Source organism: Acinetobacter sp. FDAARGOS_558, assembly GCF_003937785.1.
GTDB lineage: Bacteria > Pseudomonadota > Gammaproteobacteria > Pseudomonadales > Moraxellaceae > Acinetobacter > Acinetobacter baumannii.
Map to the genome: position 1 here is coordinate 2187087 of NZ_RKJH01000001.1, position 19101 is coordinate 2206187.

A 19101-nucleotide genomic window follows, 5' to 3' on the forward strand; every position below is an offset into this window, starting at 1 on the left:
TACGTTAGCATATTTAGTCATTGATCAAAAATAAAAAAAGGCAGTGTTTATACACTGCCTTTCAATAGATTGTACGCTAAATTACTTACGTTGCTGATTTTTCAAGTAATCTTGAATACTCATTGGCGAAGAACGCGGTGTTGAACTTGGCGCATTATTCACGTCATTTTCAGCATTTTGGCGTTTATTAATTGCAGGAACGTCATCTTCATCTACAGATTGTGCAGATTGAGTTGATGTATGGCTAACTGTATTACGCTTTCTTGGCTCTGCATCAGCTGCATTACGTGTTAAACCAGTTGCAATCACAGTTACGCGTAATTCATCACGTGCGTCTGGGTCAAATACTGTACCGTAGAAGATTTCACCTTCATCGAGGTCAACAATCTGGTTAACAACGTCAGTAATGATTTCTGTTTCACGCAATGTGATGTCATCGCCACCAGTAATGTTAATTAACACGCCTTTCGCATTAATAATATTCACATTATCAAGTAATGGGCTACGGATAGCTTGTTCAGCTGCTTGACGCGCACGGTCTTCACCACGGCCCAAACCAGCACCCATCATTGCGTAACCACGAGTACTCATTGCAGTTTTCAAGTCCGCGAAGTCAAGGTTAATATGACCACGGTTAACCACAAGATCAAAGATACTGCGTACAGCGTTTAACAATACGTCATCTGCCTTTTTATAGGCATCTTTCATTGAAATATCACCATAAACGCTTAATAAACGTTGGTTAGGAATAATAATCAATGAATCAACATGAGCTTCCAGCGCTTCAATACCACGCTCAGCAGACTTTTGACGACGACGGCCTTCAAAGTTAAATGGAGTTGTTACAACACCAACAGTCAAAATCCCCATTTCTTTAGCAACTTCGGCAACAACCGGAGCTGCACCAGTACCTGTACCACCACCCATACCAGCGGTTACAAACACCATGTCAGTCCCTTCAAGGTGCTGACGAATAATTTCACGGCTTTCTTCTGCTGCTACCTGGCCTACTTCAGGGTTAGCACCTGCACCTAGACCACGTGTACTTTGCTCACCTAACTGAATTTTGAAAGGGGCATTCATACAGTCAAGTGCTTGTTTATCTGTATTAGCACAAACGAATTTAACACCCTGAATATCAGACTGTACCATGTGCTGAACGGCATTACCGCCACCGCCACCTACACCAAATACAGTGAAACGGGCTTGACCGTTGCCATCGTTTAGTTCATCTTCTATAAATTCAAATGAGGCCATGACCTTTAGGGTTCCTAATACATTATGGCAGTCACTTCAGCCCGTATACTGCCTTGATTTTCAAAAATAACTAATTTTAAGAATGCTGTGCAATACCAACCTTGTCAAGTACAGTGGTTTTCTCTTACAACTTCCTAACAATTCTACCAATAAATACATACATCCTAAAAAATGGCTTTAAGTTTGCTATTAAAAGCATTCCAGCCATTCACCATTCGTTCCCATACCGAACGGTCATTTCCCTCTTCAGGCTCCTCAACAGCTTCTTGTAATTCACTTTGGCTAAACATAAGTAAACCAGCTGCTGTTGCATACATTGAGCGGCGTAATGCAGCTTGATGCTGATCATCAGCATACACCTGTAATGGCGGATTACCTAGATGGGCAGACACACCTAACATACGACGCGCCAAACTTACCATACCTTCAATCTGGCAAGCATCACCAGTCAATACAACACCATGATATAGACCATGGATTGCACCGCTTTGTTCGAGTTCTTCGCGAATCTGGCTGAAAATCTCTTCATAACGAGCAATAATAATTTCCGCTAACTCAATTCGGCTAATCGTTTGCGGACCATCAATACCCTGTACTTGAATCATATGGTCAGGCTTAACAGCACTTAGATCAACGCAGCCATGCAGAATCTTAATACGTTCAGCTTCTTCAGTGGTTGTTTGTAACACGGCAGCAATATCACGTGTCACATGCTCACCACCACGCTGTAAGGTGCGTGCTAAAGCCAAACGGCCATCTAAATAAACTGCCAGATTGGTAATACCTGCACCAATATCGACAAGACAGACACCATATTCTTTTTCATCTTTAAGCAAACTTGCCTCAGCCGTAGCCAAGCAAGAAACCACCATTTTCTCAACTCCAATGTTCGCGCCTTTCATGGCACGATCAAGGTTTTGCATAGTGGCAATCGGCATCATCATAAGCTGATAATGACCAGTCATGCTGTGAGCGGTCATATTGATTGGGTTTTGAACCCATTCAGATGAGTCGCCTAATTCAAATCCTAATGGGACTGCACTCGCTAGATAATAGTCAGAAGTCACATGGCTTGCTTTTGCCAACTCTAATGCACGTACAACTTCATTGGTTGTAATCACATGTGCCGGGTTAGCAACAGGTGTGCGTCCAGAAGCATAGAAACTTTGTAGCTCGGTACTCGGAATAGATACCCACGCACTATGAATGCGACATTCGGCCATATTTTCCGCTTCAGCAACAGCGTTTTTAATCGCAGCAATGACTTTATCGAGACTTACAATTTTTCCTTTGTTCATGCCTCGATTGCGAGCAGTTGCCATACCGATAACCTGAATGTTATCCGGCGCATGAATTTTTCCAATCAAAACTGAAACTTTATGCGTCCCAATGTCAATCGCAACAACTGAGGGAACAGCTTCACTCATCACTCATACCATTTCTTTGTTGTCTAATACCAGGCAAATTGCCTATTTTAAAGCCACGTATTATGGCTTTGCTTTTGTACCACCTGCAATGCTTGTGTCATCACTCGTTACAACAAACTGACCATTCACGATTTTAGGTGGGGTTGCATTCTTCCATTGAATAGATAATCCATTACGATATCGCAAATCAATGGCTGAGATTTTTGTCCACACAGGTTTTAGGTCAGATTGTGCCAAATGACTTAAACGTTGCAATTTATTCATTGTTTGATCTTGGTCAACAATAATTCGTAAACCAGAGTCAAACTGCATAAACCAAGTCATTCGCTCTGTTAGATATAACTCTTTTAAACGCAAATTAACAGGATGGAATAACTGATTAATTTCATTATAGCGTCGCATCATCATTTTAGACTGACTTACCGGACCGTGTAGTAACGGAAGCTCAGGATGAAGTCTCGGCTCTGCTTCACTAAATACATCGCCACCATCGCTCAATAAGCGACCTGTTCCCCAACGGGCGATAGCATGTCGAGGCATAACACGAACGCGAATACCATTGGGCCAAGCACGAGATACGACGACTCGGTCTACCCATGAAATTTCTAATGCTTTATCACGAATCTGCTCTAAATCAGATGTAAAGTAGTTATCTTTTACAATCGGCTGCACATATCGCATCACTTGCTGAGTCTCAACTGGAGTTGTTGAACCTACAACTTCAAGTTTTGCAACAGTTGCATCAGTAATAACTTTATATAGTCCGTAAATTCCGACCGCCAAGACTAAAAAGGCAATAACCAGCAACACCCATCCGCCGGCATTGGCAAGTTTTTGCTTGCGCGTAGGCGGTTTTTCATGAATGGAGGTAATTGCCGCACGTTTACGGCGCATGGATGCCGGAAGTTGTGCCATATTTAAGCCGTACCTTCCAATGTTTGCTCAAGAATTGCAACACACAATTCATCAAAGCTATAACCTACTGCTTTAGCAGCCTTTGGTACAAGCGAATGACTGGTCATGCCTGGCACAGTATTTACTTCTAAAAGCCAGAAGTTACCTTGCTCATCCTGCATTGCATCAATACGTCCCCAGCCTTCTGCACCTACGGCCTGGAAAGCGCGTAAACATAGAGCTTGTAGTTTTTTCTCTTCAGTTTCGCTAAGACCACAAGGAATGCCATACTCAACATCATTACGTTGATATTTTGCTTCGTAGTCATAGAAAGCAACATCTGCTGGTGGCTGCAAACGAATAACTGGTAAAGGCTGACCATTTAAGAATGAAATCGTAAATTCGCGTCCTGTAATCCATTTTTCTGCCATAACTACAGCATCATGCTGAGTTGCCTTTTCAATTGCTGCCGCAAAATCTTCAGCTTTCTCAACTTTACTCATGCCTACACTTGAACCTTCATGTACAGGCTTGATAATGACAGGCAACCCCAATTCAGCAATCACTGAATCCAAGTCAGTTTCTTTAGTAATAATGCGATACGGTGCGGTTGGTAAATCACTTCCTTGCCAGATTTGCTTGGTTTTGACTTTATCCATACCAATGGCAGAACCTTGTACACCCGTTCCTGTATAAGGGATGTTCAACCACTCAAGCACACCTTGGATTTGACCGTCTTCGCCACCACGACCATGCAATACAATAAATGCACGGTCATAGTTTACAAGTTCAGTCACGCTACGGTCTTGCGGATCAAATGCCTCAGCCTGAACACCTGAACGTAACAAGGCGTCCAAAACTGCCTGACCACTATCTAAAGACACAGCACGCTCAGCCGATTTCCCACCAAGTAACACGGCAACTTTGCCGAATTTTGTAGCATTTGACACGTTTAAATCCTTAACCCGATAATTCAATACTTTTTGTTTATTTCACATACAAATGGTGCTGTGCAAGTTCTACTGAAATTGCTCCCACGTTACCTGCACCTTGCGTTAATAACAAGTCATTTGGTTGTAACACATTTTGCATGATGTTTTGCAAATTACCTTCAACCGGATCAATCAAAATCGGTTCAACCTGACCACGCAAGCGAATACTACGCGCCAAAGTACGGCTATCTGCGCCAACAATTGGTTTTTCCCCAGCCGGATAAACTTCTAGTAATAATAATTGGTCGACTTGAGATAAAACTTCAATAAAGTCATCAAAACAATCACGTGTACGAGAGTAACGGTGTGGTTGGAAAAGCATAACTAAACGACGATCAGGATGGCTCTGACGAGCAGCTTTAATCGTAGCTTCCACTTCTTTAGGATGATGCCCATAGTCATCGACTAATTTTACATTCCCTTCACCAAGTTCAAATTCACCTTGTACTTGGAAGCGACGTCCAACACCACTAAAACCTTTTAATGCACGGCTAATTGCTTCATCCGAAACGCCTTCATCAGTTGCAACACCAATTGCAGCCAAAGCATTTAAAACGTTATGTAAACCCGGTTGATTAATAGTTAGACGTAACGGCTCACGTCCTTTACGTAAAACAGTAAAGTGCGAACGCATACCATCTTGCTCTACATCGATAGCACGGATGTCATTATCTTCATTAAAACCATAAGTAATAACCGGACGGCCTACACGTGGCAAAATCTCGCGGATGTTCGCATCATCGCCACAAACCACAGCCAAGCCGTAGAATGGTAAGTTATGAAGGAACTGTACGAAGGTATCTTTTAATTTATCGAAACTGCCTTCATAAGTATCCATATGGTCAGCATCAATGTTGGTTACAATCGCTGCCATTGGCTGTAAATAAAGGAAAGATGCATCCGATTCGTCAGCTTCAGCAACAATAAAGCGGCTTTCACCCAGTGCTGCATTTACGCCTGTACTGTTAAGTAAACCACCGATCACATAAGTTGGGTCGAGGTTTTCTTCCGCCAACATTGTCGTCAAAAGACTTGTGGTTGTAGTTTTACCATGTGTACCTGCCACAGCAATACCATGACGGTAACGCATAAGTTCACCGAGCATTTCTGCACGACGTACAATCGGAATACGTTGTTCAATGGCAGCTTTAACTTCCGGATTTTCCGGGTCAATTGCTGTTGACACGACAAGCACATTTGCATTTTTAATATTTTCTGCTTCGTGTCCGATATAGACCTTAATGCCATTTTCTTCTAATTGTTGTGTGGTTTTTGATGCCTTAATATCTGAACCGGAAATTTTATATCCTTGGTTAGCTAACACCTCAGCAATACCACACATACCTGCACCGCCAATTCCCACAAAATGAATGTGTTTGATACGGCGCATTTCAGGCACTTTAATCAGTTTTTTTGCTTGGTTCGCAGCTGTTGTTGGAGACATAGTAAATCCGATTACATTTTTTGGATAAGATCAACCACATGCTGAGTTGCATTTGGTTGGGCATGTTGACGCGCTTTCACTGCCATTTCTGTAAGTAATTGGCGATTCATCAGCGTAGTAAACAATTGATTTAAAACTTCTGGTGTCATAGTCGATTGCTGGCAAATTTTTGCAGCACCGACATCGGCCAGAAATTTGGCATTTGCAGTTTGGTGGTCATCCACCGCAATAGGAAGCGGTACAAAAACTGCTGCAACACCAGCTGTTGCTACTTCTGTCACAGTTAAAGCACCAGCACGGCAAATAATCAGGTCTGCTTCGCTATAAGCTTTCGCCATATCTTCAATAAACGGCAAAACCTGTACGGTCAAATTTGCTGGCGCATCTGCGTACAAAGCTTGAGTTGCTTCAACCTGTTGCTGACCACATTGATGGAAAATATTCAGTGGAACTTCAAGTTGTTTTAATGCCGGAGGTAAGCGTTCATTCAGTGCTTTTGCACCTAAAGAGCCGCCCACAATTAAAATATTTAACGGCTTACCCGCTTGCTCGCGTTCATCATAGCGCCACTTTGGACTTAAGATATCAGTGATTTCACGACGTACCGGATTGCCGGTTGTCACTACTTTTTCGCTAGCAGGAAATGTATTTGGAAACGCTTCACATACCACTTTAGCAACACGGGATAACTGTGCATTGGTAAATCCTGCAACCGCATTTTGCTCATGGATGAGAACAGGAATACCTAATAAACGCGCTGCTAGCCCACCCGGGCCTGCCACATATCCCCCAAAGCCTGCAACAGCATCCACTTTAAGCTGTTTCATATAGCGCATTGCACTAAAAGTTGCTTTTAAAATTTTAAAAGGTGCAGCAAGTTTACGGATCACTCCGTTTCCACGCACACCTTGAATATCAATTTGATAAATTGGAATATTTTGATCTTTTAATAAACGATTTTCCATACCTGTTGGCGTGGCTAACCATGAAACTTGACAACCTTGTTGTTGAAGTTGTTTGGCTACGGCGAGGGCTGGAAAAACATGTCCACCAGTGCCGGCAGCCATCATCATGACATGTTTAGGTTTGCTTTGCTGTGAATCGGTCACGGTCTAATTCTTCAACTCAAAAAACAATGGAAATTGTCATCTATTTTTGTAGCCGTTTATTTTAATCCTAAAGCTTCATTAACGAAAAGCGAATTTCACTCGTTTATAACAGAAAGATGTGCTTTTTTGAAAATATGCCTACAAAGCGCTAGCGTATTTCATATTGTGATTTTATTAATTCATATATTTTCGGGTGATTTCCAATAATAAGCTTAGGAAACCACCCAAACTAGACCCTTATGCTGGACGACCGGCTTCTAATACATCAAATAGGTCATCGGCAATTGATGTACCAAATTGCGCATCAATTTCACGAATACAGGTTGGGCTTGTCACATTAATTTCAGTGACATAATTTCCAATTACATCAAGACCTACAAATACCAAACCTTTTTCACGTAAGAAAGGACCAACTTTAGCAGCAATGAGTTTGTCATTTTCTGTGAGTGGACGCGCTTGACCTAAGCCACCAGCTGCCAAGTTACCGCGTACTTCACCATTTTGCGGAATACGTGCCAGACAGTAAGGAATAGGCTCGCCATTTACCATTAAAATTCGTTTATCCCCTTCTACAATTTCAGGAATATAACGCTGAGCCATAATTGGGCGGGTGCCTAATTCCGTAAGCATTTCTAAGGTAGAACCAATATTTACACCGTCTTGGTATAAACGGAAAATACCCATACCACCCATACCATCAAGTGGCTTAACGATCACATCACCGTGCTCAGTAATAAATTCGCGAATCAAACTCTGCTGCGATGTTACAAGTGTTGGCACCTGTAATTCAGGAAATTGCGTAGCAAACAATTTTTCATTGCAGTCACGCAGTGATTGGGGCTTATTAATAATCCATGAACCTTCACGCTCAGCTTGTTCAAGCACGTAAGTTGTGTAGACAAAGTTCATGTCAAAAGGCGGATCTTTACGCATGAGGACAACATCATAAGCCGCGATTGATTCTTTTTTCTTTTCGCCTAACTCATAATAATGGTTGTAATCTTCGAAAACTTTTAACGGAGAGATGAGACCGTAAGCCTTACCTTGATCGATATATAAATCTTGTTGTAATGCATAACCTAACTCATGTCCACGACGGCTCGCCGCCCACAACATTGCCATGGTTGAATCCTTTTTCAGATTTACGGTTTCAATCGGATCCATGACGACAAGTACACGCATGCTCAAGCTCTTCTTAAAATTTAAATTAGCATGAGTATAGCTGAGATTTTTCACTCGTTTTTCTTAATTTTAGTAAAACCTTATCCGTTATTTCTTTATCTTGAATTAAGGTAAATTCAGTTAAACTACTCCCATAAAATATTATTTTTAAAGGCTAAAGATGAAACTTTATCGCTATTTAACCGGACCTGATGACTCTGCTTTTTGTGCACGAGTGACTAAAGCACTTAATCATGGTTGGGAGCTCTATGAAGCACCTACTATGACTTTTAATGGATCTCAAGTTATTGTAGGCCAAGCGATTTGCAAAACAATTGATGAAAATTATGATCCAGAAATGGATATTTTAGATGTTCTCAAAAATAATGCGTGATTTTAGAGGGGGCATTTTTATCAATAAAAAGCCCCCTCTAAAACCTAATTAACAAGAAAAACTAATGAGTCAACTCAATAAGTCCTTTAATTTGCTAATTAACTTCCTAAAAATCAGTTAATAAAAAATAAATATGCCATTTTTTAAGTTAATAGTTCTTTTATTCTAAACAATTAAATGATTATAATTATCATTTATACTTTTATTTTTGTTAATTGATTTTATTTTTATGTTAAGAATTTCTATATCATCTCCCCAAATTAAGGGTTCATTCCCGCTCAGCTTACTCAGTTTAATGATTTTAAATATTCAAGGTGCTAATGCTGAGGAATTGATTGACTCCTCATCAAAAGCCGCAGCCACCATGCCAACTATAAAAATCGAGGCCATGAGTGAGCTCGACCCGATTAAAAGCTATATCGATTATGACAAGGCCAATGTCACTCGTAATGGTTTAGATAAAAAAGATATCCCTCAAACCGTTGATACCATTGATGTTCAGAAATATAAAATTTATGGCTCGAATGACTTAAGCGTCATGCTGCAAGGTACACCAGGGGTATCAACCAGTTACGATATGCGCGGCGATGGGATCACGATTCGTGGTTTTGGTGCCGACACAGGCGATATTTACCGTGATGGCATACGTGAAAGCGGACAAGTACGCCGCAGTACAGCCAATATCGAACGTATAGAAATTTTAAAAGGCCCTGCTTCGGTTTTATATGGCCGTAGTGCTGGCGGCGGGGTTGTAAATATGGTGAGTAAATTCGCCAATTTTGACTCTAAAAGTTCAGTTGGCGCATATGCGGGTTCATACGATAACTACGGAACAACCGCTGACATCAACCAAGTACTTAATGACAATTTAGCAGTGCGTTTGACTGGAGAATATGGCGAGGCAGGCAGCTTCCGCTCTGGTATTGAAAATAAGATTGAGATGTTTTCCCCAAGCTTTACCTATAAAAATGACGATGGAAAACTGACTTGGACCACACAATATACCTATGACAAATTAGGTCGAGTTCCTGACCGTGGACCAACACGTAACAACTTGCCTGCGGGAACTTCAATTAAAATGGGATTTGCTCAAGACGGTGATTATGTGGATGATATTTTGCAAGTCGTTCGTACTGATGTGAATTATGAATATGCGCCTGATTGGAACTTCCACTGGGCGGCGAGTTACCGACAAGCAGAACAGAACTTTGACCACTTTTATTTTGGAACTTATTGTGGTTTAGATGGAAAAAACTCAAAGAATGAGGCGTGTACAAAAAAAGGTTACATCGATCAAATTTACTACTGGCAACAAACCAGCAACAAGACCACAACCAATACATTCGATATTAAAGGAAAGTTCAAGACAGGCCAGCTTGAACACCAAATTATGGTCGGTACAGACTGGACTTATGAACAACGAGAACCACGTCTAGCCAATAAAACTCAAAATGGGTCAGCTATTTATGGTTACGTTAATCCAATCACTGGTGAACGAGAGTACAGTCGTGGCAATGGCCCATTAAAGATTAGTCAGCATAACTATAATGAAGGCACAACTTACGGCGTATTTATGCAAGATTTAATTGGTCTAAATGACCAACTTAAACTTATGATGGGACTCCGCTACGATTACTTCGACTTTTCAACTACTAACAAAATTAAGAATGAACATCGTAATGTAAAAGACAGTACTTTTAGCCCATATGTTGGCTTGGTATGGCAACCAGTTCCTGAACATAGCTTTTATACGTCTTACTCTAAAAGCTTCGCACCGTTTGGTGGACAAATGGGTGTCAACCAAGTTACTGGAAGTACCGATGTCGCGAAAATGGATAAAGAGCCTCAATATAACGAGCAATATGAAGTTGGGGTAAAAAGTGAATGGTTAGATAATCGGTTAAATACTCAATTTTCTGTCTTTGATATTCGTAAAAATAATATTCGCTATAAACCAAACCCTGACAGTGAACCAGAGGTATGGGCAACTGCTGGTCAACATCAATCTCGTGGTCTCGAATTTAGTTTTATTGGCCGTGTACTTGATAATGTCTTTGTTCGCGGTGGGTATGGCTATACCGATGCAAAAGTAAAAGAAGACAAGCAAAATCCTGAACGTGAAGGCAACTATTTAGCAAACACTTCTAAGAACACAGGTAATTTATTTGTTCGTTATTTACCAACCGAGCAGTGGTATACCGAAGTGGGCGTGACCTATGTGGGTTCTTATTATCCAAATATTAATAATCAAGTAAAAATGGAAGGCTTTAACCGTATCGATGCAGCAATTGGCTACAGTGCCGACCCTTGGAATGTCACACTTGCGGTAAATAACTTAACCAATAAAGAGTACTGGCGTTCAGACAGCATGCCAGGCACACCACGTAATGTGTTATTGCGTTTGAATTATCAGTTTTAAGTAAATATTAAAAAGGCATACCCCTATTTTAGAGGTATGCCTTTTTGTTTTTAGATACCATATTTTTCACGGTAAGCTTGCATATTTGCTAGCGCTTCTTTTTCGCCTTTGGTGATGACTAAATAAGGTCAACAAGACAAGTTGAGCATGGCATTGGAGTGTAAGAAGTGGGATGTAAAAGATTTAGAATAGATCGCCTTATTGACAAGAATTCATAAAACCGCTTAAAAAATCAGCCGACATGTTGCAAGTCGGCTTTTTGCTGTTTTAGGGTGTACAAATATATAAATAATTGATTTTAAATAACTAAAATCAAACAATTCGCATAATAACCCCTTATATTAAATAGCAGATAATTTAGATGAATATTGTAGTTTTGAAATTGCTAAGAAGAGATTTTACGTTAAATTGCTAATTGAAGTGTGTTGTTATTTTCTTATTATTAAACTACTATCTAAAAGCTCTTTAGTTTTAGGACGTAACAGTCTAGTCGGGTGTATAGCCAGACTCCAACTTATTGATGTTTTTGTGAATCAGAAGTTTTACTACTTCGCTCATATCTTCGCAAACTATTAAAACTTCTGCTCATTAGTAAAGAGTATAATTCAGGAAAGCTTAGCTTTCCTGAATTTTTATTGGCTAGATTTAATATGAAAAATTTAAACATATTGAAAAGTTTAGAGGAGAAATTTAGTATTCCTCAACACGAACTACAAGAATTTATTAAGAGTTCACCAAGGAAATATAAAGTTTATCAAATTCCTAAAAGAAGTTCTGGTACTAGAACAATTGCCCAACCAACGGCTGAACTAAAAGAATATCAACGTCATTTGGTGTCTATATTTTCTCCAATTTTACCCGTGCATGAAACTTCTTTAGCGTATATAAAGGGGAAAAGCATAAAAGACAATGCTCTCATACATTGTAAAAATAGATACTTTTTAAAAATGGATTTCGCCAATTTTTTCAATTCTATTACTCCAAATATATTTTGGAATTGCTGGGAAGAAAGCAAAAACCAAAATAAAATTAATGACTTAGATAAAGAAATATTAACTAACTTAATATTTTGGAAACCTTCAAAATATCAAAAAAATCTTGTCTTAAGTATTGGAGCCCCAAGTTCACCATTAATATCAAATTTTTGTATGTATAAATTTGATATTGCACTAAGCGAGATCTGCCATAAAAAAAATATTTCTTATACCCGTTATGCTGATGATTTAACTTTTTCTACTGAATACGCTAATATCCTATTTGATTTACCATTAATAGTTTCTAAAATTTTAATGGATTTATATGGTGGAAGTTTAGAAATCAATCATTTAAAAACAGCTTTTTCTTCAAAAAAACATAACAGACACGTAACAGGAATTACCATAACTAATGAAGGTAAAATTTCATTAAGCAGGAAAAAGAAAAGATATATTAAGCATTTGATACACAAATTTATTTTTGGCTCTATAGAAATTAATGAGCTTACATATTTAAAGGGGTATTTCAGTTTTATACAGCATATCGAGCCTGACTTTTTATCTCGATTGAAATCTAAATATTCTGATGAGACTATTAACCTCATTAGATCTATGGAGCTCTAAATGGAAAACATGTTAACTCACTTAGTATCTAATGCATATGATCAGCAATTTGATTCTGCATATCAATTATTTATGAATTATCATCAAGGTTTAAATAAATTTCATAAAAATGAATCTGAAGCTGAAAAATTTTTTAATTTAGCTATTAAATTATATGAAAAAGATTTATTTTTATCCAATATGGAAATTAGTAATTATAAAATTATTACAAATTTAAAAATAAATTTTGATAAAGAGTTAACTATTATTATTGGGAACAATGGAGTTGGAAAAACCAGTATTTTAAATGCTATCAGAAAACACATCATGTGGATAGCAGCCAGCATTCGTAAAGATAATGCATCTGGTGGAACAATATCGCCAGACGAAATCAATAATAAATCAAGTGATAATAATAATGGGGCATATATTGATTGTGCTTTTAATATAGGAAGTAAAAATACTGTTAGAGGTAGAATTGCCCGAGTAAAAGATACTTCAACAATTCCATTAAAAAGTGAATTAACTAATTATAGAGAGATAGGGCAAAAAATTAGAGATTTAAATGAATATAGAGATACTAATTTCCCTCTCTTCGCATTTTATGGTATTGATAGATTATCATCAAAAAAAAATCTAAGTTCAGATTTAGTATTTAATAAAGTTGATGGGTATGAAGAATCATTAAATAAGGTTAGTAACTTTAATATTTTCTTAGAATGGTTAATTCAGATTTTAAAAATGTCAGAAGGTATTCTTTCTGAGCAGCAGGAATACCTATTACATGATCTTAAGGCATTAGAGCTAGGAGGAGCTAACAATAGTTCTAGTCCTTTACACCCTATGTATCTCAAATTAAAAAAATCTTTTGAAGATCAAACTTCACAGCAATTTAACCATAACACAAATAAATTATTAGAAATTATAAACTCAGTATATCGTCAAATTTATCAAGATTTTATTCGATTAGAGTTAGTAAATAATGATGATGGAAAAGATAAAGTTAGAATGGTTCTAAAAGATGATAGTTTATTTTTACATCAATTATCAGATGGTCAAAGAGTATTTCTTGGAATGATAGGAGATATAGCTCGTAGATTAATATTGTTAAATGATAGCTCCGATAACCCTTTAATGGGGCAAGGTATTATAATTATTGATGAAGTCGAGCTGCATTTACATCCTAAATGGCAACAAAAAATAATTGGGGTGTTAAGAAAATGTTTTCCTAATATTCAATTTATAGTTTCTACACATTCTCCTCAAATTCTTGGTGAAGTAGAAAGTAAACATTTAAGAATTCTTACTCTTCAAGACACTAGAGAAATTAAAGTTACTATTCCCGAACAGTCATATGGGTTAACCTCAAGTGAAATAGTAGAGGAGTTAATGGGGGGTAACGGTCGTAATCAAGATATTAAAAAGAAGATAGATCACATATTTAAGCTTATTGATCAAGAAAATCTTGTAGAAGCTGAGAATAAAATAGAAGAGCTTCAATCAGAATTAAATGGTGAAATTCCAGAACTAATAGAAGCTAAAAGCTTAATTCTTATGATGAAATAATAAAATGTTAAATATTACTAGACTTCATGAGCCATCCAGTTTAACTATTTATCGCTATCAACCTGATGCTAAATATGATGGCCCTTTATTCACAACAGTTAAAAGCGATATACGGGAAGCATTAGTAATTTCACAAGGGTACCTTTGTGCATATTGTATGCAACGTATATATAATGATCGTTCAACAACTAAAATAGAACATTGGCAATGTCAGGATACTTACTCTCAACGTCAACTTGATTTTACTAATATGTTTGCAGTATGTCTGGGAACAACTCAAGATCAATTGCATTGCGACTCATCTAAGGGCAATAAACAAATAACGATTGATCCAGCTAGCAGGAGTCAACTCGTTGAATCTTATATTAGATATACTAATTCCGGCGAAATATATGTTCAAAATAATGAATTATTAAATAAAGAGTTAAATATAATTTTAAATTTAAATCATAGTCGTATACAAAATAATAGACAAGCTGTTTTAAAAGCTGTCACTACTCAATTATCTAAGTACAAAGGAACAGTACCAAAAAGTGAATTACAGAGTTTATTGGGCAAATGGAGTAACATAGACGCAGAGGGTAAAAAGAGACCATATTCAGGAGTAGCTATATTTTATCTTAAAAATAAGCTTTCGAAAGCTTAATAGCTTTGATTTTAAAGCTACTATTTAAATGAATTGCTGGTTTATGATTAAGAGAACCCAGCATCATCATAATACAGTTTATATAAAATACCTAAATTTCACATTCATTATCAATATATTAGATTGATTCGCTCTAGAGTTCAGTGCACTGAAACGGATTTCTATGATTTTTTACGCCCCGTCTATTATTTAGCTAATTCAATAATTTGATTAAATTATAAAAAAAGGAAGCCTTGCTTCCTTTTTTCTTACATCTAAAGCTTAGATACCGTATTTTTCACGATAAGCTTGCATATTAGCTAGCGCTTCTTTTTCGCCTTTTGCTTCTAAATAATCCATTAAGTCCTTCATGGTAATAAGAGCATGTACAGGTATTTCTAATTCTTTTTGAACTTCTTGAATTGCAGAAAGCTCACCTTGACCACGTTCTTGACGATCTAGCGCAACCAACACACCCGCAATAGTTGCACCGGCATTTTTCAAAATCGTTACCACTTCGCGAATCGCTGTGCCTGCGGTAATCACGTCATCAATGATCCAGACTTTTTTACCTTCAACCGCAGCACCGACTAAAACACCACCTTCGCCATGATCTTTCGCTTCTTTACGGTTAAAGCCCCATGGCACGCTCTTGTTATGTGTTTGCGACAAAGCTACAGCAGTCGCAGCTACAAACGGAATACCTTTGTAAGCTGGTCCAAAAATCACATCAACATTTTCACATTGTGTTAATTTATCGGCATAGCCTTGTGCTAAAAGAGATAAAGCTTCACCATCGTTGAGTAGGCCTGCATTAAAAAAATAAGGACTCACGCGTCCAGATTTTAAAGTAAACTCACCAAATTTAAGCACACCGCGTGATAATGCGAGTTCGATAAATGCTTGCGGGTGAAATGACACAGGCGTTGTCATGAGGTGCTCCAAATTCACAATTGAGGTTAAATTTTCGCATGATACCAAAGGATCAGTATCCAAGTGATGTAAAAATTCTTCGAGTCGTTTCCATTAACGTAAATGGCTTACGTTCTTCAGTGACGAAAGGCTTACTTGAATGGTTAGAACAATCAGATGCCGATGTCGTATGCATGCAGGAAAGCCGCATTACCCATGAACAATGGACTGAGAAATTTAGACCCGAGGGATGGCATACCCATCTCTTTCCAGCAGAGCGTGCAGGCTACGCAGGTACTGCAATTTATAGCCGCTTACCCTTTGTCTCTATTAAAGATGGTTTAGGGTTTGAATTGGCCGATAGTCAAGGCCGCTTCATTTCTGCCGAATTCGATTTAGGTTTGTCACATCCCGTACATATTGCATCATTATACTTACCTTCAGGCTCAAGTGGTGAAGAAGCGCAAGCACGTAAAGATTTATTTTTAGGTGAATACGCCAAAATCTTGAAACAATGGCGTGATGAGAATAAGTCCATCATTATTTGTGGCGATTACAACATCGTTCATAAACGAATTGATATTAAAAACTGGTCTGGCAACCAAAAGTCGTCTGGCTGTTTACCACATGAGCGTGCTTGGCTTGACCACATTTATGATGAACTTGGCTATGTAGACACCTTCCGTGTTGTAAGAACAGAAGCGGAATTGTATTCATGGTGGTCAAATCGCGGACAAGCGCGTGCGAAAAATGTAGGTTGGCGTATTGACTACCACGCATGTTCACCAGACTGGAAAGCGCGCACTGTAAATGCATGGGTCTATAAAGATCAATGGTTTAGTGACCATGCTCCAGTTATTATCGACTATAAAATTCAAGAATAAGTGAACACATGTTCACTTACATTGTCGTTTTTGCTTACAACACATGTCGCTTTTGAGTATTTTTCTTACACATGTTTAACGGCATTATAGCCCCACGGCACAGGGAAGCAGTCAGGATGACGCAAAAGGATAGGACGCCGTAGGAAGATAAAATAAACTTAAGATAAGTTTATTTGCAAGGATGTGACAATGGACGTTGAAATGAGACCCGCATGATCAGGATGATTAAATGCGGGTTTTCTCTTTTCTATCTCTTATTTTTTGCGCTACGTTCTTTTAGTTTTTAATTTATTCTTATTAAGCTCATTATTACCTTGTCTTATGACAATAACATGACATTCTTTATTGTTTTAATCATTATTTTTCATTTGTTTTAAAAGTATCTGTATAAAGTAGTGCTCAAATGCATTTTGGGTTAGGCTGTATGTTCTTTCTTTTTGACATGGTCCGATAAAATGTTAAAAATTTATGGTATTAAAAACTGTAACTCGATGAAAAAAGCATTTGATGCTTTACAAGCAAAAGGTTTGAGCTACGAATTTCACGATTATAAAAAACAAGGGATCGATGCTGATACCCTAAAAATCTGGCTAAAAGAAATTGGACAAGATACGGTGCTCAACAAGAAAGGTACTACGTGGAAAAAACTATCTGAAGAAGAACAAACGCGTGCTTTAAGCAGTGAAGATCATCTTATTGAGGCGCTAATTGCTCAGCCAAGCTTAATTAAGCGACCAGTTCTACAAACCCCTAAAGGGTTTCTGGTAGGCTTTGACGAAACGGCCTATCAAAACTTAAGCGCATAAAAAAACGAGCCCACTGGCTCGTTTTTTTATTTAAGCTTTTAGTTCGCACGAATCCAAGTTTGGTTACGGCCCAATGCTGAAACGCCAATATAACCACGTAATTTAAGTTTCTTACCGCCCTCAGCCAACTCACCTTTTAATTTGTAAGTTTTGCCAGATTTCGGGTCTAAAATTGTACCGTTTTCATAACTGTTACCACCTACATTTTTTAGATTATGTACAATGGTCACACCTTTAAGCGGTTTGTTTTTATACGGACCTTCACATTTTGTACAAACGTTTTCTTCACCTGGTGTCAAAATGTTTTGAATGGTTGCAGTTAAGGTTCCATCCTTCTGTTCCGTAAACTTTACTACGGCTTTGGGCTTATTGGTTTGGTCATCAATCGTTTTCCATACCGTTCCGTTTAGTGGGTCAGCCGCATTGGCAAATGCAGCCATACCAACAAGTCCTAAAGCTAAAGCAATCTTTTTCATTTTTGTAATATCCTTGGGTCTTCCAAGACTTCAGTATTCAAAACTCGCAACGATATTGCAATTTTTGAATGTGACTGTTTCGTGTAACCTTGTAACCTTGAAAAATAAAATTTATAGGGAAACAAGTAATTAACATAAGCGGATACTATATGAATATACCTAATGTTTTAAAATATTATTTCACAGAAACATTTCTTAAAACAGCAATTCGCAAACCAAGTCAGTTGAATTTACCTCCAACTGCTCTGCGCCCTATGCTTGAACAACTTTGCCGAGCATTTCCAAAACAAAAAAATGTAACCGTTCGACCAATCCGACTTGCTGGCATTAAGGGTGAAGAAATTAAAGCTCAAGATTCAGCGACCCAGCTTATTTTTCATATTCACGGCGGCGCCTTTTTTTTAGGAAGTTTAAAAACACATCATGCGTTCATGACAGATTTGGCTGCTCGTACCCAAATGCAAATTATTCATGTGGACTATCCACTTGCACCCGAGCATCCATATCCTGAGGCGACTGAGGCCTTATATGATGTCTATCAATCGTTATTAGTTCAAGGTATCCAGCCTAAAGATATTATTTTATCTGGTGACTCTTGTGGAGCTAATTTGGCTTTGGCACTTTGCTTACGTTTAAAAGAACAACCCGAACTTATGCCAAGTGGCCTGATTTTAATGTCACCTTTTCTAGATTTAACCCTAACCAGTGAGTCTTTAAGATTTAACCAAAAACATGATGCCTTGCTTTCTCTTGAAGCTCTGCAAATAGGTATTCAGCATTATATTGGCAATCATATTGCGGCAGATGACCCGCGTGTTTCACCTATTTTCGACAACTTAGAGGGTTTACCGCCAACATTAGTTCAGGTTGGTTCAAAAGAAATTTTATTAGACGATGCCAAACGTTTTAGAGAGAAAGCTGAAGAAGCAGGTATCAAAGTACACTTTAAACTTTACACAGGCATGTGGCATAACTTCCAAATGTTTAATGCTTGGTTCGAAGAAGCAAAACAGGCGATGGCGGATATTGCTGAGTTTGCTCATGAACTTGATAAGACGTAATCAAAATGAAGAAGTGACAAATTTAAAATTTGTCACTTCTTCTTATTTTTCACAATCCAAATCATGAGGTTTAATTTATGAATCATGGTATGTTTAG

17 protein-coding genes are annotated in these 19101 nt (G+C 38.1%); 8 read left to right on the forward strand and 9 right to left on the reverse strand.

Annotated elements, in window-relative coordinates; translation table 11 throughout:
- Positions 1-81 precede the first annotated feature (81 nt).
- The 7 genes from ftsZ to gshB form a co-directional block, all read right to left on the reverse strand.
- Complete coding sequence (gene ftsZ, locus EGT34_RS10560; protein WP_000135734.1) at positions 82-1257, reverse strand: cell division protein FtsZ; 1176 nt, start codon at positions 1255-1257, stop codon at positions 82-84.
- Positions 1258-1421: 164 nt separating this feature from the next.
- On the reverse strand, positions 1422-2684 hold the full coding sequence (gene ftsA / locus EGT34_RS10565) for a cell division protein FtsA (protein WP_001287630.1): 1263 nt from the start codon (positions 2682-2684) through the stop codon (positions 1422-1424).
- A gap of 60 nt (positions 2685-2744) precedes the next feature.
- Complete coding sequence (locus tag EGT34_RS10570; RefSeq protein ID WP_000057904.1) at positions 2745-3599, reverse strand: cell division protein FtsQ/DivIB; 855 nt, start codon at positions 3597-3599, stop codon at positions 2745-2747.
- Positions 3600-3601: 2 nt separating this feature from the next.
- Complete coding sequence (locus EGT34_RS10575; protein WP_000063661.1) at positions 3602-4528, reverse strand: D-alanine--D-alanine ligase; 927 nt, start codon at positions 4526-4528, stop codon at positions 3602-3604.
- Positions 4529-4565: 37 nt separating this feature from the next.
- Positions 4566-6014 (reverse strand): UDP-N-acetylmuramate--L-alanine ligase, encoded by a 1449-nt coding sequence (gene murC / locus EGT34_RS10580; RefSeq protein ID WP_000075472.1) that lies wholly within the window; start codon positions 6012-6014, stop codon positions 4566-4568.
- 11 nt (positions 6015-6025) lie between these two features.
- The gene (murG, locus tag EGT34_RS10585; protein WP_000132435.1) at positions 6026-7123 is read right to left on the reverse strand and encodes an undecaprenyldiphospho-muramoylpentapeptide beta-N-acetylglucosaminyltransferase; all 1098 of its coding nucleotides are present in this window, start codon (positions 7121-7123) and stop codon (positions 6026-6028) included.
- 237 nt (positions 7124-7360) lie between these two features.
- The gene (gene gshB, locus EGT34_RS10590) at positions 7361-8305 is read right to left on the reverse strand and encodes a glutathione synthase (protein ID WP_001265491.1); all 945 of its coding nucleotides are present in this window, start codon (positions 8303-8305) and stop codon (positions 7361-7363) included.
- A 160-nt stretch (positions 8306-8465) separates the two neighbouring features.
- On the opposite strand from gshB, the gene EGT34_RS10595 reads away from it, so the two are divergent.
- The 5 genes from EGT34_RS10595 to EGT34_RS10615 all read left to right on the forward strand — a co-directional run bounded on the left by EGT34_RS10595 (position 8466) and on the right by EGT34_RS10615 (position 14886).
- Entirely contained in the window at positions 8466-8678 is a 213-nt protein-coding gene (locus tag EGT34_RS10595; protein ID WP_000781166.1) for a DUF1737 domain-containing protein, read from the forward strand.
- Positions 8679-8907: 229 nt separating this feature from the next.
- Entirely contained in the window at positions 8908-11097 is a 2190-nt protein-coding gene (locus EGT34_RS10600) for a TonB-dependent receptor (RefSeq protein WP_031972185.1), read from the forward strand.
- 650 nt (positions 11098-11747) lie between these two features.
- Positions 11748-12695 carry a retron St85 family RNA-directed DNA polymerase gene (locus EGT34_RS10605; RefSeq protein WP_000793434.1) on the forward strand — a complete coding sequence of 316 codons (948 nt, stop codon included), beginning with the start codon at positions 11748-11750 and terminating at the stop codon, positions 12693-12695.
- Complete coding sequence (locus EGT34_RS10610) at positions 12696-14240, forward strand: AAA family ATPase (RefSeq protein ID WP_000429584.1); 1545 nt, start codon at positions 12696-12698, stop codon at positions 14238-14240.
- A 4-nt stretch (positions 14241-14244) separates the two neighbouring features.
- Complete coding sequence (locus tag EGT34_RS10615) at positions 14245-14886, forward strand: hypothetical protein (protein WP_000932316.1); 642 nt, start codon at positions 14245-14247, stop codon at positions 14884-14886.
- Positions 14887-15147: 261 nt separating this feature from the next.
- On the opposite strand, the gene pyrE is transcribed toward EGT34_RS10615, so the two are convergent.
- Positions 15148-15798 carry an orotate phosphoribosyltransferase gene (gene pyrE, locus EGT34_RS10620; RefSeq protein ID WP_000211303.1) on the reverse strand — a complete coding sequence of 217 codons (651 nt, stop codon included), beginning with the start codon at positions 15796-15798 and terminating at the stop codon, positions 15148-15150.
- A 38-nt stretch (positions 15799-15836) separates the two neighbouring features.
- Between pyrE and EGT34_RS10625 the strand changes: the two genes are divergently transcribed.
- Together EGT34_RS10625 and EGT34_RS10630 are read left to right on the forward strand one after the other, a co-directional pair.
- Entirely contained in the window at positions 15837-16661 is an 825-nt protein-coding gene (locus tag EGT34_RS10625; protein WP_000612365.1) for an exodeoxyribonuclease III, read from the forward strand.
- Between the two features lie 455 nt (positions 16662-17116).
- The gene (locus EGT34_RS10630; protein ID WP_000913164.1) at positions 17117-17467 is read left to right on the forward strand and encodes an arsenate reductase; all 351 of its coding nucleotides are present in this window, start codon (positions 17117-17119) and stop codon (positions 17465-17467) included.
- Between the two features lie 38 nt (positions 17468-17505).
- Here the strand turns inward: EGT34_RS10630 and EGT34_RS10635 are convergent, their stop codons facing one another.
- Positions 17506-17943, reverse strand: a complete 438-nt coding sequence (locus tag EGT34_RS10635; RefSeq protein ID WP_000717017.1) for a DUF2147 domain-containing protein — start codon at positions 17941-17943, stop codon at positions 17506-17508.
- 149 nt (positions 17944-18092) lie between these two features.
- Here EGT34_RS10635 and EGT34_RS10640 point away from each other — a divergent pair, with 149 nt between their 5' ends.
- The gene (locus tag EGT34_RS10640) at positions 18093-19004 is read left to right on the forward strand and encodes an alpha/beta hydrolase (protein ID WP_001025108.1); all 912 of its coding nucleotides are present in this window, start codon (positions 18093-18095) and stop codon (positions 19002-19004) included.
- Positions 19005-19101: the final 97 nt, after the last annotated feature.